This is a genomic window from Nitratireductor luteus, from assembly GCF_026162365.1.
In the GTDB taxonomy this organism is placed as follows: domain Bacteria; phylum Pseudomonadota; class Alphaproteobacteria; order Rhizobiales; family Rhizobiaceae; genus Chelativorans; species Chelativorans luteus.
Genome location: NZ_JAOANW010000005.1, coordinates 344,869 through 366,950, shown reverse-complemented (window position 1 = coordinate 366,950; position 22,082 = coordinate 344,869). Strand labels below are relative to the sequence as shown.

The following is a 22,082-nucleotide window of genomic DNA, read 5'->3' as shown; positions in this document are numbered from 1 at the left end:
AAGGATCTTGTGATGAACCACGCTCACGAAGCACCGCGCGCGGGCCGGCGCGAATGGATCGGTCTGGCCGTCCTGGCCCTGCCCTGCCTGCTCTATTCGATGGACATGACAGTCCTGAATCTGGCGATACCCGCGCTCAGCGCCGATCTGAAACCGACGAGCTCTCAGCTCCTCTGGATTGTCGACATCTATGGTTTCCTCGTAGCCGGCTCCCTCATCGTCATGGGCACGCTCGGCGATCGGATAGGCCGGCGCAAGCTCCTGCTCATCGGCGCCACCGCCTTCGGCGCCGCCTCTGTCTTCGCGGCCTTCGCCACCAGCGCGGAGATGCTCATCGCTGCCCGCGCCATTCTCGGCGTGGCCGCAGCCACGCTCGCACCGTCGACCCTTTCGCTGCTGCGCAACATGTTCCACGACCCGAAGGAGCGCACCTTCGCCATCGGCATCTGGATTTCCAGCTATTCCGCAGGCGCGGCCATCGGCCCTTTGGTCGGCGGAGTTCTCCTGGCTTCCTTCTGGTGGGGATCGGTTTTCCTGATCGCCGTGCCGGTGATGCTCCTGCTTCTGGCCGTCGCGCCCTTCCTGCTGCCGGAATTCCGCGATGAAAAGGCGGGCAGGCTCGATATCCTCAGCGCCGCCCTTTCGCTATCGGCAGTCCTTGCCGTCATCTACGGCATCAAGCATCTGGCCGAGCATGGGGCAGGTCTCGTTCCGCTCGTCTTCACACTGGCCGGTCTTTGCCTCGGCGTGGTCTTCTTCCGCCGGCAGAAGCGGCTTACCGACCCGATGATCGACGTCAGCCTGTTCCGCAAGCCAGCCTTCAACGCTGCGCTCGCGACGAATCTCCTGAGCCTGTTCATCGCCTTCGGAGCCTTCCTCTTCATCGCCCAATATCTGCAACTGGTGCTGGGGCTCACCCCGCTTGAAGCCGGCATCTGGTCGCTACCGTCCAGCCTCGCCTTCATCGCCGGCTCAATGATGACCTCGGCCCTGACGGCAAGGATGCAACCGGCCACCGTCATGGTCGGAGGTCTCCTGATCGCTGCGATCGGCTTTGCGGCTTTGGCCTGGGCCGCGCTTGCGGCCGATCTTGTAATGATTGTGCTGGCATTCACGGTGTTCGCGCTAGGCCTCGCCCCCGTCTTCACCCTGACCACCGATCTCATCGTCGGCAGTGCGCCGCCGGAGCGCGCGGGCGCCGCTTCGGCCATGTCAGAAACCAGCGCGGAACTGGGCGGCGCACTGGGGATTGCCGTGCTCGGCAGCCTGGTCACGGCTGTCTACCGCAGCACGATGAACGCCGATGCGCTGCCGGGCGTACCCGGCCCGCTGACCGAGGCGGCGCGCGACACGCTGGGCGGCGCGGTCGCCGTCGCGGCCGAACTGCCTGCCGGACCGGCAGCCGTGCTGATCGATACGGCGCGGGCGGCGTTCACCAGCGGCCTGGTCGCCGCCTCCGTCGCCGCCGCGCTCATCGCCATCGCCACCGCGCTCCTCATAGCGCGCATATTCCGCCTCAAGGGAAGTCCGGACAGGGGCGCGGCCGCTGCTGCGGAATGAAAAGAAATTCCGGCGCCTGTCGGATTCCTTCAAACGTGTGCGTCTTGATCAGGACCGGTGGATACGGTCGGAACCTGCCATGAAAGGAACCAGCAATGTCGGCCATGGAACAAACCCAGGAAGTGCCGGAAACCAAGGGGGGCGTCGTCGCCTATCTATCCGTCGACGGCGCCGCCAAGGCGGCCGAGTTCTACGCGAAGGCCTTCGGGGCGGAGCAGGTCTTCGCCTATCCGCCCGACGAGAAGGGGCGCACCATGCATGTGCATCTCTACGTCAACGGCAGCTCCGTCATGCTGTCAGACTTCTACCCCGAGCATGGCCATGCATTCGAGAAGCCGCAGGGCTTCACCATGCATCTCATTGTCGATGACATCGATGCCTGGTGGGAACGCGTGTCCAACACCGAGGGCATGACGGTCGAACTGCCCTTGCAGAAAATGTTCTGGGGTGACCGCTACGCGACGCTTCGCGATCCCTTTGGCGTCTTGTGGGCGCTGGTAGGCAAGTAGGTCTCCCTCCGCCGCGCCCTTCCTCCCGGCGCGGCGGCTCCTCAAAAAAATCGGCTCCGGCGGGTTTACATCGCTGCCTCATGCCCTACCCTCAGCCAACATCCGCCTGCGAGCGGAGGTTCGATGGCGCGCGCATGAGCTGCACGCCCGACATTCACCCCAGGAACGATTGAGAACATCATATGAGCGAGGCAAAGAGCGGCGACGTCGTACGCGTTCACTATACCGGTAAGCTGGAAGACGGCACCGAATTCGATTCCTCCGCGGGCAGGGACCCGCTGGAATTCCAGGTCGGCGGCGGTCAGATCATCCCCGGACTGGAAAAGCAGATCGAGGGCATGAATGTCGGTGAGAAATCCACCGTGACGATCCCGGCGGACGAGGCCTACGGCCCGCGCGACGAGCGCCAGATCCAGAGCGTGCCGCGCGACGCTTTTCCGCCGGACCTCGACCTGAAGCTCGGCGCGAGCCTGCAGGCAACGACCCCCGAGGGCCGCCAGATTCCGCTGACCGTGGTTGACATGAACGATCAGGAAGTCACCGTGGACGCCAACCACCCCCTCGCCGGCCACGACCTGGTCTTCGACGTGGAACTGGTCGAGATCGTCGCGCAAGCTGGCTGATCCTCTCCGGCCCAGCGGCGAGGGAGCGGCCAAGCAAGGAACGCTCCTGACTTGCAGATTCTAAAGACTTAGTTTGGCTATAGCATTTTGCAGTCAGGTGAAATCACCTGACGTCCGCATAAATGCGGAAAAACAAAGAAATAGAGCGTCCTTTGTGCGTCCAAAAGGACGCACGGCGCTCTAAGCCCAAGAATTTGCTTTCCTCCTCCGCCCGGGAGAGATAGGGGACTGCGCGATCACTGCCGCTGGCGATTGGCAAGCCGCTGGCGATTGGCAAAGGGCGTTTGCACCGGCACCTATCTCCTCTCGCCAGGGGAGAAAGCAATTTCAACATTTAGCTGGGGCGAAGCGGAAGCTAAGCGTTGGAAATTGCTAGAGAGGAGGCCGGCGCCATCTGAGCGACAATTCGCAATAAACCTTAAAAGATCGACGCCCCTTGCTCGTCCACCATTTGCTTGCCCTTGCGCAGGGCTTGCTCTGCTGCAAGTTCCGCGCTTGGGAAACGGTCGGCGCGGATGAAGCGATGCTCCTTCACTTCCCCGTCGATCTCCTTGGAAACCACGCCGCAGGTCTGGAACTCGCTACCCGTGCGAAACGGCGTAGCGCGGATGGTGAAACCCTTGTGCTCCACCGGTTCGCCAACCGTTTCGCTGGTCTCACTTGCATCGCCGCCGCCAAACAGACGCTTTAGAAATGACATGCTGCCTCCATTGATGTTTCCGGTCCGGCGTGCCTCAGCTCAAATGTAGCACGATTTCACGCCGATGCGGCGCGTCGCGGTGCTCGAAGAGATAAATGCCCTGCCAGATACCCAGCATCAAGCGGCCATCCGCAACGGGAATGCCGATGGAGGTCTCCGTGAGCGCGGCCTTGATATGCGCCGGCATATCGTCGGGACCCTCGGTGCAGTGGACAACCCAATCCATGGACGCATCGTCAGAGGGAGGAACCAGCCGCCGGAAGAATACGTGGAGGTCGCGCTTCACGTCCGGATCGGCGTTCTCCTGTATGATGAGCGAACAGGATGTGTGGCGCACGAAAACCGTCAGCAGTGCCGTTTCCACACCGCTTTCCCGCACAAACTGAGCCGCCCGGCCGGTAATCTCGTAAAGACCGGGACCGGAAGTCGAAACAGTCAGGACAGTCTGCCGCATATCTCGGTGGCGCATCGGCAGGCCGCGCCTGTCAAGCGTAGCCCTCAACCAAGTGACTTGATGATCTCGCGATAGGCGGCCTCAGGGAACGCCTTGAGCGTGCGCGTACGCACGTTCCCGCCGGCACTTAGCGTCAGCGCGAACCGCGCCGCAACTGCATCGTCCGGCGCTTCGCACACAGCCACCAAGTCGCAGTCGCCCATGGTCAGATAGACGGCCTTGAACGCACCGCCCATCTCCTCGAGCAGGGCCTTGGCGGTGTCGAGCCGCTTCGGCGACTCGCGCACGTTTTTCACGCCTTGGTCTGTCCAGTTCACCAGCATGATATATGTCGTCACGTCACACCTCCCCCGGCGCCGTGACACAAGCGGAACAACCCGCTAGGCGCCGGACCTGTTACCCCACCGCCGCCATCAACTATGCGCCTGCCGCACGGGCATCGCAAGATGCCGCCGACAGCCGCTCCGACCTCAAGGCATATACTGCTTCATGAACTCCGCACTGGGCTCGATCGGCTTGATGACGTCGATCAGCACTCCGTTCGGGTCCCGTGTTATGAAATGGCGCTGGCCGAAATCCTCATCGCGCAATGTCTGCAAAACGGGCAGCCCGGCTCCCCTCGCCCGCTCATATTCGGCCTCCACGTCTTCGACCTCGAAGTTCAGTATGAGTCCCGAAACCCGGCCTCGCGCCACCTCCGGAACTGTTTCATGGTCGCCGTCGAGAACAGCCAGATTGACGCTTTGGTCCTCGCTCGACTGCAGATGCACGTACCAATCGCTCTCGAACACCGGCCGGAACCGAAAATGCGCCATGTAGAAAGCGGCGGTCCCCGATACGTTCTCGGTCATGATAACCGGATAATAGCTGGTGATCTTCATGGCTTGGCATCCTTTGGCAAAAGAAACATACTGCATGTATCTTTAATTAACATACAGGCTGCATGTATGCAACGGAAAACCAATCGCGAGCGGACGGAGACGACCCGCGCCCGCCTGCTCGAAGCCGGCCGCGCCCTTTTTGTGTCGAAAGGCTATGCCGATACCGGCACACCCGAAATCGTTGCCACGGCCGACCTCACCAGGGGCGCGCTCTATCATCACTTTCCCGACAAGCAGGCCCTGTTCGCGGCCGTCGTCGAGACCGAGGCGGCGGCCGTCGCCGCCGAGATCGAGCAGGCCGTGCCCATGACTCTTGATGCCGTGAGCGCGTTGCTGACCGGCGGCGAGGCGTATCTGAGCGTCATGCAGCAGCAAGGCCGCGCCCGCCTCCTGCTCCTGGACGGTCCCTCCGTTCTTGGCCGTGCGCGCATGGATGAGATCGACGACGCCCACGGCAACCGGACGCTTCGGGAGGGGTTGGAAGCGGCAATGAACGCCGGAGCATTGAAGCCCCTGCCTCTCGACGCGCTCACGGTAGCGCTGGGGGCGATGTTCGACCGCGCCGTCCTCGCGCTGATCGATGGAGGCGATCTACGGGATCAGATGGCAGTGCTTGGCGCTGTGATAAAGGGCCTGCAAAAATAAAGAGCCCCGACGATGCGGGGCTCCTTGTCATTCTGTTCCAAGACATTCTAGCTGTCCAGGAAGCTCCGCAGCTTGCGGCTGCGGCTCGGATGCTTGAGCTTCCTCAGCGCCTTGGCCTCGATCTGGCGGATACGCTCGCGCGTCACCGAGAACTGCTGGCCGACTTCCTCCAGCGTGTGGTCGGTGTTCATGCCGATGCCGAAGCGCATGCGCAGCACGCGCTCCTCGCGCGGCGTCAGCGAGGCCAGAACACGCGTCGTCGTCTCGCGCAGATTGGCCTGGATCGCCGCATCGATCGGCAGCACCGCCATCTTGTCCTCGATGAAATCACCCAGATGCGAATCTTCCTCGTCGCCCACGGGCGTTTCGAGGCTGATCGGCTCCTTGGCGATCTTCAACACCTTGCGCACCTTTTCCAGCGGCATGGCCAGCTTCTCGGCCAGTTCCTCCGGCGTCGGCTCGCGGCCGATCTCATGCAGCATCTGGCGAGAAGTCCGCACGATCTTGTTGATCGTCTCGATCATGTGCACCGGGATGCGGATCGTGCGTGCCTGGTCGGCGATCGAGCGGGTGATCGCCTGCCTGATCCACCACGTCGCGTAGGTGGAGAACTTGTAGCCGCGGCGATACTCGAACTTGTCCACCGCCTTCATCAGGCCGATATTGCCCTCCTGGATGAGGTCCAGGAACTGCAGGCCACGGTTCGTGTATTTCTTGGCGATTGAGATGACGAGGCGCAGATTGGCTTCCACCATCTCCTTCTTGGCAATGGCCGCCTCGCGCTCGCCCTTCTGCACCTGATTCACGATCTTCCGGAACTCGCCGATGGAGATCGCGGTCTCCTGCGCCAGGTTCTGAATCTCGGTGCGCAGCGCATCGATCGTGTCGGCCTCGCTGGCTGCAAATTCCTTCCAGCCCTTACCCGGCAGTCCGGCAACCGTCTCGGTCCAGTTCGGATCGAGCTCGTAGCCCTGGTAAGCCTTGAGGAATTCCTCGCGCTTCACGCCATAGCTTTCGGAAAGCCGCAGCAGGCGGCCTTCGTTCTGCACCAGCCGCTTGTTGATGTCGTAGAGTTGCTCGACCAGCGTCTCGATACGCTGGTTGTTAAGCGACAAGGACTTCACAGAAGTGATGAGCTCGTCCTTGAGCTGCTTGTAGCGCCGCTTCTGGCTGTCCGACAGGCTGTCGCCGTCGGCCAGGCTCGATTCTACCTGCTGGTCCTGCAGCTTGCGCAGTTTCCGGTAGGTGTCGGCGATGAAGTCGAGGGTTTCCATGACGCCGGGCTTGAGCTCGGCTTCCATCGCCGCCAGCGACAGATTGGCCTCATCGTCCTCGTCGTCATCATCCTCGGTCTGCGCCTCGCCGCCGACATTGGTGATGTCGTCGTCGCGCGAACGCTTGGGCTGATCTTCGGCCGGCTTGGCATTCTCGTCGGGCCGCTGCACCACCGGCGCCTGCTTGGCCTCGGGCCCCGCATAGGTAGCTTCCAGGTCGATGATCTCGCGAAGGAGGATCTTGCCCTCATTCAACTCATCGCGCCAGATAATGAGCGCCTGGAAGGTCAGCGGGCTCTCGCACAGCCCCGCGATCATCGTCTCGCGGCCGGCCTCGATGCGCTTGGCGATGGCGATTTCGCCCTCGCGCGAAAGAAGCTCGACCGAGCCCATCTCGCGCAGATACATGCGAACGGGGTCGTCCGTGCGGTCCGTCGGCTCCTTCTTGGTAGTCGTCGGCTGAACGGCGGTGCCGGTCTGCTCGGCGACTTCCGTGCTGTCTTCCTCGCTGTTGTCCTGCTCGGAATCCTCAGCCGCCTCGTCATCCTCGACGACGTTGATGCCCATGTCGGAAAGCATGGCCATCGTATCCTCGATCTGTTCGGAGGACACTTCGCCGGAAGGCAGGACCGCGTTCAGCTCGTCCATGGTCACGTAGCCGCGCTTCTTGGCGGCCTTGATCATTTTCTTGACTGCGTCGTCGGAAAGGTCGAGCAGCGGGCCGTCGGAGCCCTCACGTTCGGTTTCGACCTCTTCCTTCTCTTTTGTTGCCATGCTTTGCTTTCTCCAACCGGCACGCTGGCGGCATCCTGCTCACCGAATCATGCCGATGCTTTTGCGCGATGTCCGAGGCTCTATCCGCCGCTGCGTTAAAGCCCGATTAACCCTGACATCGAATGCGGGTTTCCCCGCACTTCGCCGTCGCGCATTCTACATTTACACACTTACAGCCGGATTCGGTCCACACCCTGTCGAATCGATCCTGATTCCTGCAATTGCCGCCAAGGTCAAGCGCCTGTGCCATGATTCGCTCCAAAAAAGCGAATCAGCCGGTCTTTTGCTGGCAATTCGGTTCCGATTGCCGCCATAAACGGGAAACCCTGCTCAAGATTGGCTAGCGCGACCGGAAAGAAGCCCAAAGCCTTCGATGAGCGCTTCGGTCGCTTGTATATTCCTGAGTTCAGCCTGGATCTCCACGAGGTGCCGATAGTTTTCTTCCGTCGGGTCGTCGGCGAGCGCGAGTTCCGCCGCTTTGAGCTCCTTATGTAGAGAGCCGCTTGAAACGTGCAAGTGCAAGGCCTGCAGAAACGCTTCGCGCGCGTCTTCGAGCGCTGCATCCGCCAGCGCCGGCCATTGCCGCGCACGCCGCACCAGCGCCTCCGCTTTCTCCAACGCTTCGCCGAAACCGGCCGCGGTCAACGCCTCGCGCACGGCCGCCGCCTCATGCGCAGCGCCATGGGCCATAGCGTCGAAAAGCGCACTGCGCAGCCGGGCCATGTCCGGGCTCGTCAGCGTCAGCCTCTCCGCTTTGTCGAAGTGCTCGTCCAGCAGCACCGGGTGGTTGATCAGAGCCACGACGATCGTCGCCTCCCTGAGCGTGGTGCCGCCCGTCGCCGCGCGAACCATGCCCGAACGCGCCAGGCTTTCCGAAACGGCCAGCCGGCCGGAGGCCGCGCCCGGCCGTCCCCGCCCCTGCTGCCCGTCCTTGCGTAAGTTGTCGCCCCGCCCGCGTCGGCTCTGGTCCGCGCCGAAAAAGCTGATCACCCGCTCACGCATGTCCTGTGCGTAATGGCGGCGCACATTCTCGTCGCGGATGCGGCCGGTGAGTTCGCGTAGCGCCTTTTCGAGCTCGGCCCGCCGCTCGGGCGTGTCGAACACCTTGCCCGAGGTTTCGCGTGTCCAGATCAGGTCGGCCATCGGTCGGGCCTGCGAAATCAGCGCGTCGACTGCAGCTCGGCCTTCCTCGCGCACCAGATCGTCGGGGTCCTTGCCCTCGGGCAGCAGCGCAAATTGCAGCGTGCGCCCCGCCTGCACCATGGGCAGCGCCATGTCCGCCGCCCGCCATGCCGCGCGCAGGCCTGCGCTATCCCCGTCGAAACACAGGACCGGCTCACCATGTATCCGCCAAAGCAGCTCAAGCTGGTTTTCCGTCAGCGCCGTCCCGAGCGGGGCGACGACGTTCTCCACACCCGCCTGCGCAAGCGCGATCACATCCATGTAGCCTTCGACGGCAATCACGCTCTCGCCCTTCGCCGTGGCACGGCGTGCGCGCGCATGATTGTAGAGCACATTGCCCTTGTGGAAGAGCTCCGTGTCCGGCGAGTTGAGATATTTGGCGGGAATATTGGCCGACAGCGCCCGTCCGCCAAAGGCGATCACCCGGCCTCGCGTATCCTCGATGGGAAACATGATGCGGCCGCGAAACCGGTCGTAGGAGACGGGTATGTCCGGCCCGCTATAGACAAGACCGCAGGCCTCCATCTGTTCCCTCGTGATGCCCTTGCCGGCAAGGTGCTCCTTCAGCGCGTTGCGGCTGTCGGGCGCAAAGCCAAGGCGGAAGCTCTGCTGCGTCGCGCTGGAAAGACCTCGTCCGCGCAGATAGGCCCGTGCCTCCGCCCCTTCCGGGCCATGCAGCCTTTCCTCGAAGAAGCGCGCTGCCATGTCCATGACGTCGGTCAGACTCGCCCGCTGCTTTTCCCGCTTTTCCGCCTCCGGATCGCGGGCAGGCATGGGCACGCCGGCCATCTCGGCCACGCGCTCGACGGCTTCGGGAAAGCTCAGCCCGTCGAGTTCGCTCAGAAACTTGAAATGATCGCCCGAAACGCCGCAACCGAAACAGTGATAGCGGCCCTTCTTGTCCTCGCAATGAAAGCTCGGCGTATTCTCGCCATGGAACGGACAGCACGCCCAGTAGTCGCCGCGCGCCGCATTGGTCTTGCGCTTGTCGAAGGTCACCCGCGTACCCACAACCTGCGAAATCGGCACGCGGTCGCGAATTTCATCGAGGAACGAGGGTGGGAAGCGCATGGTGTCCGGCTCTCTGTCAATCGAGCATATAAGCACAATTCCGCCGTCCCGCGAGCGCCAGCTTGCCTTCCTCACCGCTATTCACAGGCGCCGGCCCTTCATGTGGCGGCGGCTTCTTCCAGAATGCAAAAGCCGACCCGCCCGGGCCGGCTTTCCTCAACCATGATTATCCGAGGCCCAGGCTCGGTCCTTATCGCAGCATGTCCTTGACGATGCCGCTCGCCTTGCCGATATCCATGCGTCCAGGAAATTTCTCCTTCAGCGCATTCATGCAGCGGCCCATGTCGCGCAGGCCGCCGGCGCCCACTTCGTGGACCACTTCCTCGCAGGCCTTCTTCATATCGTCCTCGCCTAGCGGCTTGGGCATGAATTCGGCGATGATCGCGATTTCCTCGCGCTCCTGCTCGGCGAGTTCGAGACGATTGCCTTCCTCGAAGCCCTTGGCCGATTCCTTGCGCTGCTTCACCATGCGGACGAGCACTTCCAGAATCTCGTCATCGGTCACCGGATCCTTGCCGGCGCTGCGGTTGGCCACGTCGCGGTCCTTGATGGCCGTCTGGATAAGGCGAAGCGTCGAAATCCGGCGCTTGTCGTTCTTGGTCAGAGCGTCATTCAGCGCCTGAGCGATTTTCTCGCGCATGGCATTCATCTCCTGTCGCATTTGCGAACATAGCGCCGACATCGGGCCGGCGCAAACCGTTTCTTCATCGTTAAGCCACTGGATTCGTTGGGTAAGTTATTGCAGCCCGTTTCAGGCCGATCAATTGACCGCCAGTTTGCCTTTGTCTATTGTCCGTGCCCTGCATGGACATTAAATCACGGCCTTGAGCGGGTACCGCGCGGCCTTTCGCCGTCGCCCGTTGTGATCCGCCGCGCCATATGGCGCAAGCAGGATGGGAATTCAAGTCCCCCGGCTACGGCACCAGTTCGAAACTCGGAATCGATTTTGGCAAAGCGCGATGCTCGGATTCAGTAGTTTACAGTGTCCTTTGTGCGCCCTAAAGGACGCGCTGGAAGCGTTTCCGGCCGAATGATGGAGAGAAGAAGAATGGTGACCAGCATCGCCCCCTGGAACGAGATCAAGCCGACAGCATTGCTCGTTCTTGCCGACGGCACGGTCCTCGAAGGCCGCGGGCTGGGCGCCACCGGCGAGGCTGTCGCCGAAGTCTGCTTCAACACCGCATTGACGGGCTATCAGGAGATCCTCACGGATCCCTCCTATGCCGGCCAGATCGTTACCTTCACATTTCCGCATATCGGCAATGTCGGCGCCAATGAAGAGGACGTCGAAGACCTCAATCCGGCTGCCCGCGCCGGTGCCGTCGGCGCGATCTTCCGCGCCGAGGTTACCGATCCGTCCAGCTACCGCTCCGTCGACCATCTGGATACATGGCTGAAGCGCCGCGGCATCGTCGCCATGGCCGGTGTCGACACCCGCGCCCTCACCGCGCTGCTGCGCGAAAAAGGCGCGGCCAACGCCGTGATCGCCCATGAACCGGACGGCCGTTTCGATATCGAGGCACTCAAGGCCCGGGCCGCCAGTTGGACCGGCCTCCTCGGGCTCGATCTCGCCCGCGAAGTCACCTCCGGCCAAAGCAGCACCTGGACGCAAACGCCATGGGTGTGGGACGAAGGCTACGGCACTTTGGACGATGAAAAGATCCACATCGCCGCCATCGATTACGGCGTGAAACGCAATATCCTGCGCCTTCTGGCAAGCCTTGGCGCCAAGGTCACGGTCGTACCCGCCACCACGCCGGCCGCCGACATCGTGGCCTTGGAGCCTGACGGCATCTTTCTTTCCAACGGTCCGGGCGACCCCGAGGCCACCGGCGAATATGCCGTACCGATCATCCGGGAACTCTTGGAGACGGACATTCCCATCTTCGGCATCTGCCTCGGCCATCAGATGCTCGCGCTGGCGCTGGGCGCCAGGACACTCAAGATGCACCAGGGCCACCATGGCGCCAACCACCCGGTCAAGGACTTCACCACCGGCAAGGTGGAGATCGTTTCCATGAACCACGGCTTCGCGGTCGACGGCGACAGCCTGCCCGAAGGCGTTGAGGAGACACACGTATCGCTGTTCGACGGCACCAATTGCGGCATCACGCTGATCGGACGCCCGGTCTTCTCGGTGCAGCATCATCCTGAGGCCTCTCCGGGCCCGCAGGATTCCCACTACCTGTTCCGCCGCTTTGCAAATCTGATCCGCCGGAAGCACGGCGAACCAGCGCTGGCCGAACGCTGACCCAAGCAAAAGGGCGGCCCGATGGACCGCCCTGCCCGCCCCCAGGATCAGCCGGGCTAAGAAGAAATGCGGAGCTTCACGATACCGTCGCCGATCTTCTCGAAGACCGCGTCGAGTTGGCTGCGCGATGGCGCATCGAAGAAGTGTCCCGGCGACGAGGCGCATTCCTGCAGCATCATGCCGGTGGCCACGTCCGGTTCCTCCAGCCGGATCGTGTAGACCTCTATACCCTCATCCTTGGCGTTCTGGCATGCCTGTAGGGTCTTTTCGTTCATCTTCGTATTGGTGGCCTTGGCCCCTCCGGCCGAAATGCCCAGCCGCCCGTCCACCAGATATCCGAAGCTGGAATAGGAAGAGCCGAGTTTGACACCGCGATTGCCGAACACATTCGCACCGTCCGACAGCACCACCATGATCTTCTCGATCCGCGGATCGTTCTTGTCGTCCTTGCCCTGCGAGAACGGTTCGCCCGGCGATAGCACCCGGAATCCCCAGGCCACACCCTCCATAATGTTGGTATTGCCGTTGGCCTCGAACGCCCTCACCTTGGACTTGATACCTGCATAGCTGTTCGAAAGCGGTATGATGGGCTGGGCGAAGCAATTATTGTTCGGGCCCTTGCCTCTGGAGAAATTCTTCGGGCCAGGGACCGGTCCATATTCGACCCCCGCGGCAGGCGCGCCGTCGCCGGTCTCAGTGCTAGTGCCCGCCGCGATCTCGGCGGCATTTGTAATGCCGTATTTCTTGAGCTTGCCTTCCTTGTGCTCCGGATCCTTGCTCAGCGGGTCGGCGGGCGATTGCAGATAGCTGTTGGTGTAGACAGGCCTGCCGCCCCAATTGATGTCGTCCGGCTCGTCGATGGCGAAAGCTGGCACGAAGTAGCTGTTCTTGTCGCTCTTGTCCGCTGGCGTGTCGGCCACGTCGTGGTCACCCTTCTTCGAAGGATAGCGCGTTTCCACGCAGCCTTTCCACTCCTGCCCCAATTGATGAAACAGCTCGAATCGGCTCACATTCTTGCTCAATTCCACCTGCGGAGTGTCCGCTTTACCGTGCAAATCCAGCCATTCCGCCCCGGTTCCCTTGATGATCTTGCCTTTATCGTCGAATTTCGGTCCGTATTGCGGGCCGACATTCACGAAGCTCGAGAACGGAACGAGCGCGAATTTCAGGCGCTCCGGGTCGCTCACCTGTCCGGAGAGGTCGTCGACCAGGCCGATCACCGCATCCTTCATCGACTGCAGCTTGCCGCCGCGCATGGACCCGGTCGTATCGAGCACAAGCGCGACCTCGTAGGTCGAATAGGCGATGTCGGCGCTGGCGATGGCGTTGATGGGCTGGTTGGTGAGCCCGAACAGCCCCCCGAAGGCCAGCGACGCGTCGGTCTCCGCCTTGAGCGTCACGCGTGTTCCTTCCCGCGACACATCCAGGTTCCGGTAGATCCCGGCCAAATTGCCGGACATATAATTCTCGGCGATCCGCCGGGCTTCGCTCTTGGATATGTCCGCCCCGCGCTGGGCAACGGCCAGCACGGCGGCATCGACCGCCTGCTGCAGTTGCACGCGCGTCCGGCTCATGGTGCTATAGTCGATGGCCAGCCCGACCGCACCGAGCAACGGCAGCGAAAGCAGTGCGGCAAGCATTCCGAAATTGCCCGCGCGGTCGCGCCCGAAGGCGCAAACGGTATCCCGCAGCATTCTCGTCTTCGAAAGTTTCATGGCCCCGCCTCTCCCGTTCGATCGGGCACCATAGCGGCAGCGGCTTAAAGCGCGTTTAAGTGCAACAGTTCAATTTGCAACGATCTTTTCACCGACCCCTTACGATCGCGCGCCGTCCCCGCCGAAACGGCAGGGCGATCAGCCGCGCCGCCCCGAAACCACCCAAGGCGCCGGCGGCGGTCCAGATAAGGCCGTGCGGCGTCACCGACACGGCGGGCTCGAAATCGTTCCAGGCGCTCCCGGCCACCTTTGAGTCCGGCCCCGTCACGAGGATCACCGGGCGCAGGACAGCCGGCATCGTCTCGAAGCGGCGCGCCTGCGCGCTCAGATGCTCGAAACGATCGACGGCGCGGCGCATCGAGCGGCTTCGGTCCGCGAGGAAAGGCTCCCCTGCGGCATCGTAGGCCGCAAGCGCTTCCTCCCGCTGCAGGCCGTTCCTGGCCGCATCCGCGTCGAAATCCGCCACCACCTGTGCCATTTCATCCAGCGCCCCGCCGAGCCTCTGCCGGTATTGCTGGGCGAACTCCGGTGCCTGTGACGTGGCGATACCGCCGGCTGCCGCAACCGCCAGCGCAAAAATCGTACCGATCCTGATCATGAGCCATCGGGCCTTTCAACGTGGGCCGGGCGGGCGTCCCCTCAACATCGTTCAAACCGGTTCGTTGAACGTATCGCAGTCGGTCAGCCGCCCGTTCTTGAGCCCCCGCGTAAACCACGTGCGCCGTTGCTCCGACGTACCGTGGTTGAAACTGTCGGGCACCACATAGCCCTGGGTGCGCCGCTGCAGCGTATCGTCGCCGATCTGGTTGGCCGCGTTCAGCGCCTCCTCGATGTCGCCTTCCTCCAGCAGCCCCTTCTGCGCGGTATAACGCGCCCATATGCCGGCGAAGCAATCGGCCTGCAGCTCGACACGCACGGACATTTCATTGGCCTCCACCTGGCTCATGCGCTGGCGCATCTCGTTGAAGCGCGGCAGGATGCCGGTGATATTCTGAACATGGTGCCCAACCTCGTGGGCTATGACATAGGCTTGGGCAAAATCGCCGGCAGCGCCGAATTGGCGGGCGAGCTGGTCGAAGAAGCTGGTATCGAGATAGACCTTCTTGTCGCCGGGGCAATAGAACGGTCCGCTGGCCGAGGACGCCGAGCCGCAGGCCGAGCGCACCTGTCCGCCGAACAGCACCAAGGAAGGCTCCTCATAGTTCAGGCCCTGAGCCTCGAAGATGCCGTTCCACACATCCTCCGTCTCGGCCAGAACCACGCTGACGAACTGGGTCATCTCGTCGCTGGCACCGGAGGACGTGGGCGCCGTCTGCTGCGTCACCTGCCCGCCGGTTGGCCCGCCCGCGAGCATCTCGAGCGGATCGATGCCGCAAGCCCGCAACACGAAGAAGAGAACCACGAGAAGGATGATCCCCGACAATCCGCCGCCGCCGGCGCGTCCGGCCCGGCCTGCGGGAAGGCGTATGCGCGGCCCGCCCCCGCGCCCGAACCCGCCGGGAAACATCCCGCCGCCCTGCCCGCGCCGATCCTCGATATTGCTGCTTTGACGACGACCCTTCCAGCGCATGCTTCCTCGCATCCTTTCGACCGGTGCTGAACGGCAACAATGCGGCCGGGCCCCCGTTGCGGCAGATTAGAACATCGCCCCGCCATTTGAAATCAATTCTGTCGCGCGACCAGCTTGCAGGGAGTCTTGACTGCGGACGAGGCGAAGGTTCCGCCAAAGTGCATCACACTGCAATGCAGGGTGGAAGCCTCAATGCGGCCTGTTGGCTAGTCAAGTGGCGCGCTGCGTCATCAGCCACAGAATGCTCGCAGCAGCAGCGAGGCCCAAGCAGAAACCTGTCCAAATGCCGGGGGCACCGAGGCCGAATGGCTCAGCCAGCAGGAGCCCGCCGCCGAGACCTATCGCCCCATAACAACTTGCGCTTGCGATCATCGGCATCACCGTCCTTCTGAGACCACGGAGCGCGTGGACGAAAAGGAGTTGCCAAGCATCGAGGACGAACAAGGGTGCTGTCCAGCGCAAAAGCGATCGCATCAGGGAAACGGTTGCCGGTGCGATCTCCTGTGTGGCGAAGATCGCGACGGCACCGTCTGCGAAGATGGCGACAAGCAGCGCGAATGCTGCAGCCGACCCGCCGCTTAAAACGACGGCAATGCGAAAGAGACGCCGTGCTTCGCATCGGCGTTCCAGCGCCCGCAGCCGTGCGAGGCGTGCGGCGAGCACCTCCCCAAGCGCGCTGTTCAACGCAAAGTTCAGCTCCATTACAGCGAAAACAACCGTGCCGGCAGCAAGCCAGTCTGCCGAGTATATGCCAAGAGCGAAGAGAACCGCTACGAACAGCACGCTCTCCAGCCCCTGCTGGCCGCCCGCCGCCCATCCAAGCCTGAGCACCGCACCGGCCCACTGCAACACAGCCATGGTGCGCAACCGCACAAAAGTGAGCAAGCCCCGGCTGAAACAATAAATTGCAAGAATACCGGCAGCCCCGAGATTGACGACCACCGTCGCCCAAGCTGCCCCGGCAACGCCGAGACCCGACCATGTGCCGAAGCCGTGAACGAGGACGATGCTGCCTGCAAGATTGCCGAGAACGATACCTGCCGAGAGCCAGAAGATAACTTGAGTGCGTTCTACGGCATTCAGCACGTTTTTCAGTGCAGCGAAGATCATGGCGGGCGCAATCGCCCAAGCGAGGATTCCGGTATAGGCTTCGTAGAGCGTTGCGAGATCCGGTTCATAGCCGCCCCATGCAAGCATCCGCCCACTTTCCACCCCGATGGCAAGCGCGACCGCCGCAAACGGCAGCGTGACCAGCAGACAGGCGGCGAACACTTCTCCGCAGCGTCGTGGCGAGGGGCCTTCGGCCATGAACACTGTTCCCGCCGACAGCACCGCGAAGCCAATGGTCAGGAAGGAAAGCAGAACGGTCTTGCCCAGACCGACGGCCGCGAGCGGCGCAGTGCCGAGTGCGCCCACCACCGCAAGGTCGGTGAGGCCGACGAGAATCTCGGTGAGGTAGAAGCTCGCGATCGGGAGGGCCGGACGCAAAATGGACTGGACAATTGTCCAGCCGGTGTGCGGTGGTTTGGTCTTGCCAGTCATAGGATCACCGTGCATCGCACGGTCACCCTGAGAGCTGGTGACCACAGGCCGCGAACCCCTCAGGATAAGGAGCTGCGGGGCAGCTTACCGAGGATATGGATAGCAAGATCGCGGGTTCCGCTCAAGATCGGCAGATGTGGGAATACCAATGCCGGAGCGAGATCGTCCCTTCGCCAGTCTGTTCACGAAACTCCACCGTCTGGCAATGACAGGAGCGCCACATCCCCTCATTGTATTGCCCCAAACGTTCTCTTATTGTTCTGCCGCACGGATTTTGAATCTAGAGGAAACACATGCGGCTTTATTCGGGACCCCTCAGCCTTTTCTCGCGCAAGGTGGAGATCGCGCTTTATGAAAAGAACATCGGCTTCGAGCGCATCGAGGTCGCCTTCACGCAAGACGAAGGCTACAGGCCAAAGCACCCTGCCGTCGCCGCCGCCAATCCCAAGGGCCAGGTGCCGGTGCTGGTCGACGGAGACCTGACGATCTTCGATTCAACCGTCATCCTCGAATATCTCGAGGATGCCTATCCGGCTCCTCCCCTTTATCCCGCCGATCCCGGGGGAAAGGCCCGCTGCCGCCTGGTCGAGCTCAATGCCGACGAAATCCTGTTCGCCGACGTTCGCCGCCTGCTTTATCGCACCGAGCCGCCGCTTGCCGACGCCGGGCGCCAGAAGGCGCGGCAGGAGGAAGGCCAGCGCGGCGAGAAAGGCATACTCAGCCACTACAACCGGCTTGAAGAACAGCTCGGCACGCGGGACTATTTCTGCGGCGTCTTCACCGTGGCCGACATCGGCATGTTCATGACGATCCACTACGCCGTCAGGACGAACGGCCCGCGCCTCGACGCCTTTCCCGGCCTCGCCGCCTGGTATCGGCGCATCGCTGCGCGCCAGAGCGTTGCCCGCGTGGTGGAGGAAATTGCCGAGGCCGACCGCAAGCTGTCCTCGCCGCTCAGCCCCTGAGTTGGAACCCTGTCCTCGGCCGGGCCAACCTCCGGATGCTGCCGTCCCTTCCGCCGATTGGCCGTGGAACCCTGCATTTTCGGGGTTCCGTCCGCCCGTTCCATTGCCTATAAGGCCCGCCTAGCCTCACAATTTCCGCTTGGCCCGTCCGCTCATGCGCGAGGCGGCCTGCGGCAGCACGAACGGAACTCCCATGCCCAAGCGTACGGACATCAAGTCGATCCTGATCATCGGGGCCGGCCCTATCGTCATCGGTCAGGCTTGCGAGTTCGATTATTCTGGTACCCAGGCCGTCAAGGCGCTGAAGGAGGAAGGCTACCGGGTCATCCTGGTCAATTCCAACCCGGCCACCATCATGACCGACCCGGAACTGGCCGACGCCACCTATATCGAGCCGATCACCCCGGAAGTCGTCGCCAAGATCATCGCCAAGGAGCGGCCGGATGCGCTGCTGCCGACCATGGGCGGCCAGACGGCCCTCAACACCGCCCTTTCGCTGCGCCGCATGGGCGTTTTGGAGCGCTACAATGTCGAGATGATCGGCGCCCAGCCGGACGCCATCGACAAGGCCGAGGACCGCTCGCTGTTCCGCGAGGCGATGGCGGCGATCGGGCTTGAAACCCCGCGCTCCATGCTGGCCAACGCCTCGGAAGTCAAAAATGCCGACCGGAAGCACCACGAGGCCCAGCGCAACGAGCTCAAGGCGAAGCTGTCGGGCGACGCGCTCGACGAGGCGCTGGACGCGCTGGAAAATGACTGGAACCTCGGCGAGGGCGACCGCAAGCAGCGCTACATGAACCACGCCATGGCCATTGCCGCCCAGGCGCTCGATTTCGTCGGCCTGCCGGCCATCATCCGCCCCTCCTTCACGCTCGGCGGCACGGGCGGCGGCATCGCCTACAACCGCACCGAATTCTTCGACATCGTGCAGTCCGGCCTCGACGCCTCTCCCACCACCGAGGTGCTGATCGAGGAATCGGTCCTTGGCTGGAAGGAATACGAGATGGAGGTGGTCCGTGACCGCGCGGACAATTGCATCATCATCTGCTCTATCGAGAATGTCGATCCGATGGGCGTGCACACGGGCGATTCGATCACGGTGGCCCCTGCCCTCACGCTCACCGACAAGGAATACCAGATCATGCGCAACGCCTCTATTCGCGTGCTGCGCGAGATCGGGGTGGAGACCGGTGGCTCCAACGTGCAGTTCGCCGTCAATCCCGACACGGGCCGACTGGTCGTCATCGAGATGAACCCGCGTGTGTCGCGTTCCTCCGCGCTCGCCTCCAAGGCGACCGGTTTTCCCATCGCCAAGGTCGCGGCCAAGCTCGCCGTCGGCTACACGCTCGACGAACTGGAGAACGACATCACCGGCGGCGCCACGCCCGCCTCTTTCGAACCCAGCATCGACTATGTCGTTACCAAGATCCCGCGCTTTGCCTTCGAAAAGTTCCCGGGCGCCGGCAACACGCTTTCCACCGCCATGAAATCGGTCGGCGAGGTCATGGCCATCGGCCGCACTTTCGCCGAAAGCCTGCAGAAGGCGCTGCGCGGGCTGGAAACCGGTCTCACCGGCCTCGACGAAATCGAGATCCCCGGCTTCGACGCCGACGGCGACCCGTCGGAGAACAAGAACGCGATCCGCGCCGCGCTCGGTACGCCGACGCCCGACCGGCTTCGCATGGTGGCCCAGGCCATCCGCATGGGCACCTCGCTCGCCGAAGTCCACGCCATGTGCCAGATCGACCCCTGGTTCCTGGAGCAGATTGCCGCGATCATCGCCATGGAAGCCCGGATCCGCGAGCACGGCCTGCCGCAGGACGCGGCCAATCTGCGCATGCTGAAGGGCATGGGCTTCTCCGATTCCCGCCTCGCCTCCCTTACGAGAAAAGAGACGGAAGAGGTTGCAAGGATTCGCGAATCCCTCGGCGTCCGCCCGGTGTTCAAGCGCATCGACACCTGCGCCGCCGAATTCGCAGCCCCCACCGCCTATATGTATTCCACCTACGAGACCCCCTTCGCCGGCGAGCTGGCCGACGAGGCGCGCGTTTCGGACCGCAAGAAAGTCGTCATCCTGGGCGGCGGACCGAACCGCATCGGCCAGGGCATCGAGTTCGACTATTGCTGTTGCCATGCCGCCTTCGCGCTGGCCGATGCCGGTTACGAATCCATCATGGTCAACTGCAATCCGGAGACCGTCTCCACCGACTACGACACCTCCGACCGCCTCTATTTCGAGCCGCTGACGCCGGAGGACGTGCTGGAGATCCTGCGCGCCGAGCAGAAGGCGGGCACCCTCGTCGGCGTCATCGTCCAGTTCGGCGGCCAGACGCCGCTCAAGCTTGCCGACGCGCTGGAGCGGGCGGGCATCCCGATCCTGGGCACCGCGCCGGACATGATCGACCTTGCCGAGGACCGCGACCGCTTCCAGAAGCTCCTGACCAAGCTCGGCCTCAAGCAGCCGAAGAACGGCATCGCCTATTCGGTCGAGCAGGCCCGCGTCATCGCCTCCGAGCTCGGCTTCCCGCTGGTCGTGCGCCCCTCTTACGTGCTGGGCGGCCGCGCCATGCAGATCGTCCATGACGAGAGCCAGCTCCAGACCTACCTGCTCGACACCGTGCCGGGCCTCGTCACCGAGGAAATCCGCCAGAAATACCCGGCCGACAAGACCGGGCAGATCAACACGCTCCTGTCGAAGAACCCGCTGCTTTTCGACACCTACCTGACCGAGGCGATCGAGGTCGATGTCGATTGCCTCTCGGATGGTCGCGAGACCTATGTTGCCGGCATCATGGAGCATATCGAGGAAGCCGGCATCCATTCCGGCGACAGCGCCTGCTCCCTGCCGGTCCACTCGCTCTCGGATACGCTCGTCTCCGAACTGGAGCGCCAGACGGCGGCCCTTGCCCGCGCGCTCAATGTCGGCGGGCTGATGAATGTGCAATACGCCGTCAAGGACGGCGAGGTCTATGTGCTGGAGGTCAACCCGCGCGCCTCGCGCACCGTGCCATTCGTCGCCAAGACCATCGGCCGCCCCATTGCCAAGATCGCCGCCCGCATCATGGCCGGCGAGAGCCTGGAGGACGCCTTCGCCCATTACGGCACGATGCCCAATGCGCGCGACCTCGGACATATCGCCGTCAAGGAAGCCGTCTTCCCCTTCGCCCGCTTCCCCGGCGTCGACACGCTGCTCGGCCCCGAGATGAAATCAACCGGCGAGGTGATGGGGCTCGACTACGACTATGCGCTGGCCTTCGCCAAGGCACAGCTCGGCGCCGGCGTCGACCTGCCCCGCTCCGGCACACTCTTCGTCGCCGTGCGCGACGACGACAAGCCGCGCGTCCTGCCTGCCGTCAAGCGCCTGGCCGACCTCGGCTTCAAGGTGCTCGCCACCTCCGGCACCGCCCGCTTCCTGCGCGAAAACGGCGTCGAGGCCGAAAAGATCAACAAGGTCCTCGAAGGCCGCCCCCACATAGAAGACGCCATCCGCAACCGCCAGGTGCACCTCGTCTTTAACACGACGGACGGGCAGAAGGCGGTATCGGACTCGAAGTCACTAAGGCGCGCGACGCTGATGCAGAAGGTGCCGTATTACACGACGATGTCGGGTGCGGCGGCGGTGGCGGAGGCTATTGCGGCGCTGAAGGCGGGGAGCTTGGAAGTGCGGCCGCTGCAGGGGTATTTTTGAGGCACTAGGCGGTGCGATTCAACCATTCGTGCGCCGACGCCATCACCGTTTCCCCGACCTCGACGTAGTCGCCCCCTCTCTTGCAATTTCTAGGGGCTTGGCTTCGCCAAACCCAAGAAATTGCTTTCTCCCCCGCCAAGGGGGAGAATATGGCCGGCATCTATGTTGCCGCTAAACGTTGACGCCGGTGGTTTGCCGGGACAACGCGGCCGGTGTTATCTCCCCCTTGGTGGGGGAGAAAGCGATTTCAACATCTTAGCTGGAGCGAAGCGGAGGCTAAGTGTTAGAAATCGCAAGAGAGGGGGATAAACCGCTATGCCACGCCAGCCAATCCCGCCGCCCCACCGCACCTTCGCCCGCACCATGCGCGCTGATGCGACGCTCGCCGAAAACCTTCTATGGCAGGCGCTGCGCAACAAGCAACTCGAAGGCCTGAAGTTCAAGCGTCAGGTCCCGCTCGACGGCTACATCCTCGACTTCGTCTGCTTCGACGCACGCCTGATCGTCGAGGTGGATGGCGGCCAGCACTCGGAATCCACACGCGATCTCCAACGCGACAGGCACTTCGAGACCCAAGGCTTCAAGACCCTGCGCTTCTGGAACGACGAGGTGGTGAAGAACATCGACGGCCTCTGCCTGACGATCCTGCACGAAGCGATGGGCAAGTAACCGGCAAGG

General features: G+C 63.0%; 19 protein-coding genes. 8 read left to right on the top strand and 11 right to left on the bottom strand.

The genetic code is table 11. The features are described 5' to 3' along the window. Positions 1-12: 12 nt before the first annotated feature. From N1058_RS08740 to N1058_RS08730, 3 genes are all read left to right on the top strand, one after another. On the top strand, positions 13-1,560 hold the full coding sequence (locus N1058_RS08740) for an MFS transporter (RefSeq protein ID WP_265517115.1): 1,548 nt from the start codon (positions 13-15) through the stop codon (positions 1,558-1,560). Between the two features lie 95 nt (positions 1,561-1,655). Next, positions 1,656-2,069: a VOC family protein gene (locus N1058_RS08735; protein WP_265517114.1), complete on the top strand. Its 414-nt coding sequence runs from the start codon at positions 1,656-1,658 to the stop codon at positions 2,067-2,069. A 182-nt stretch (positions 2,070-2,251) separates the two neighbouring features. Then, complete coding sequence (locus N1058_RS08730; RefSeq protein WP_265517113.1) at positions 2,252-2,692, top strand: FKBP-type peptidyl-prolyl cis-trans isomerase; 441 nt, start codon at positions 2,252-2,254, stop codon at positions 2,690-2,692. Positions 2,693-3,110: 418 nt separating this feature from the next. Here N1058_RS08730 and N1058_RS08725 read toward each other — a convergent pair whose 3' ends face one another. The 4 genes from N1058_RS08725 to N1058_RS08710 all read right to left on the bottom strand — a co-directional run bounded on the left by N1058_RS08725 (position 3,111) and on the right by N1058_RS08710 (position 4,727). Further along, on the bottom strand, positions 3,111-3,392 hold the full coding sequence (locus N1058_RS08725; RefSeq protein WP_265517112.1) for an HlyU family transcriptional regulator: 282 nt from the start codon (positions 3,390-3,392) through the stop codon (positions 3,111-3,113). A 34-nt stretch (positions 3,393-3,426) separates the two neighbouring features. Next, complete coding sequence (locus N1058_RS08720) at positions 3,427-3,846, bottom strand: secondary thiamine-phosphate synthase enzyme YjbQ (protein ID WP_265517165.1); 420 nt, start codon at positions 3,844-3,846, stop codon at positions 3,427-3,429. A gap of 44 nt (positions 3,847-3,890) precedes the next feature. After that, positions 3,891-4,184 carry a GYD domain-containing protein gene (locus tag N1058_RS08715; protein WP_265517111.1) on the bottom strand — a complete coding sequence of 98 codons (294 nt, stop codon included), beginning with the start codon at positions 4,182-4,184 and terminating at the stop codon, positions 3,891-3,893. Between the two features lie 132 nt (positions 4,185-4,316). Beyond that, a complete protein-coding gene (locus tag N1058_RS08710; RefSeq protein ID WP_265517110.1) occupies positions 4,317-4,727 on the bottom strand; it encodes a VOC family protein in 411 nt (136 codons plus the stop codon). A gap of 66 nt (positions 4,728-4,793) precedes the next feature. On the opposite strand from N1058_RS08710, the gene N1058_RS08705 reads away from it, so the two are divergent. Next, complete coding sequence (locus tag N1058_RS08705; RefSeq protein WP_265517109.1) at positions 4,794-5,372, top strand: TetR/AcrR family transcriptional regulator; 579 nt, start codon at positions 4,794-4,796, stop codon at positions 5,370-5,372. A 47-nt stretch (positions 5,373-5,419) separates the two neighbouring features. Here N1058_RS08705 and rpoD read toward each other — a convergent pair whose 3' ends face one another. The 3 genes from rpoD to N1058_RS08690 all read right to left on the bottom strand — a co-directional run bounded on the left by rpoD (position 5,420) and on the right by N1058_RS08690 (position 10,313). Then, positions 5,420-7,420: an RNA polymerase sigma factor RpoD gene (gene rpoD, locus N1058_RS08700; protein ID WP_265517108.1), complete on the bottom strand. Its 2,001-nt coding sequence runs from the start codon at positions 7,418-7,420 to the stop codon at positions 5,420-5,422. A gap of 330 nt (positions 7,421-7,750) precedes the next feature. Next, positions 7,751-9,673, bottom strand: coding sequence for a DNA primase (gene dnaG / locus N1058_RS08695; RefSeq protein WP_265517107.1), 1,923 nt, complete (start codon positions 9,671-9,673; stop codon positions 7,751-7,753). Between the two features lie 190 nt (positions 9,674-9,863). Further along, complete coding sequence (locus tag N1058_RS08690) at positions 9,864-10,313, bottom strand: GatB/YqeY domain-containing protein (protein ID WP_265517106.1); 450 nt, start codon at positions 10,311-10,313, stop codon at positions 9,864-9,866. A gap of 408 nt (positions 10,314-10,721) precedes the next feature. Between N1058_RS08690 and carA the strand changes: the two genes are divergently transcribed. Continuing rightward, on the top strand, positions 10,722-11,924 hold the full coding sequence (gene carA / locus N1058_RS08685; RefSeq protein WP_265517105.1) for a glutamine-hydrolyzing carbamoyl-phosphate synthase small subunit: 1,203 nt from the start codon (positions 10,722-10,724) through the stop codon (positions 11,922-11,924). Between the two features lie 56 nt (positions 11,925-11,980). Here carA and N1058_RS08680 read toward each other — a convergent pair whose 3' ends face one another. The 4 genes from N1058_RS08680 to N1058_RS08665 form a co-directional block, all read right to left on the bottom strand. Then, entirely contained in the window at positions 11,981-13,639 is a 1,659-nt protein-coding gene (locus N1058_RS08680; RefSeq protein WP_265517104.1) for a vWA domain-containing protein, read from the bottom strand. A gap of 88 nt (positions 13,640-13,727) precedes the next feature. After that, complete coding sequence (locus N1058_RS08675; protein WP_265517103.1) at positions 13,728-14,237, bottom strand: DUF2937 family protein; 510 nt, start codon at positions 14,235-14,237, stop codon at positions 13,728-13,730. Positions 14,238-14,288: 51 nt separating this feature from the next. Next, positions 14,289-15,209, bottom strand: a complete 921-nt coding sequence (ypfJ, locus tag N1058_RS08670) for a KPN_02809 family neutral zinc metallopeptidase (protein WP_265517102.1) — start codon at positions 15,207-15,209, stop codon at positions 14,289-14,291. 210 nt (positions 15,210-15,419) lie between these two features. Beyond that, positions 15,420-16,751, bottom strand: a complete 1,332-nt coding sequence (locus tag N1058_RS08665) for an MATE family efflux transporter (RefSeq protein WP_265517101.1) — start codon at positions 16,749-16,751, stop codon at positions 15,420-15,422. 293 nt (positions 16,752-17,044) lie between these two features. Here N1058_RS08665 and N1058_RS08660 point away from each other — a divergent pair, with 293 nt between their 5' ends. The 3 genes from N1058_RS08660 to N1058_RS08650 all read left to right on the top strand — a co-directional run bounded on the left by N1058_RS08660 (position 17,045) and on the right by N1058_RS08650 (position 22,073). After that, a complete protein-coding gene (locus N1058_RS08660) occupies positions 17,045-17,716 on the top strand; it encodes a glutathione S-transferase family protein (protein ID WP_265517100.1) in 672 nt (223 codons plus the stop codon). Between the two features lie 193 nt (positions 17,717-17,909). Further along, positions 17,910-21,404, top strand: a complete 3,495-nt coding sequence (gene carB / locus N1058_RS08655) for a carbamoyl-phosphate synthase large subunit (RefSeq protein WP_265517099.1) — start codon at positions 17,910-17,912, stop codon at positions 21,402-21,404. Between the two features lie 315 nt (positions 21,405-21,719). Next, entirely contained in the window at positions 21,720-22,073 is a 354-nt protein-coding gene (locus tag N1058_RS08650; protein WP_265517098.1) for an endonuclease domain-containing protein, read from the top strand. Positions 22,074-22,082 lie beyond the last annotated feature (9 nt).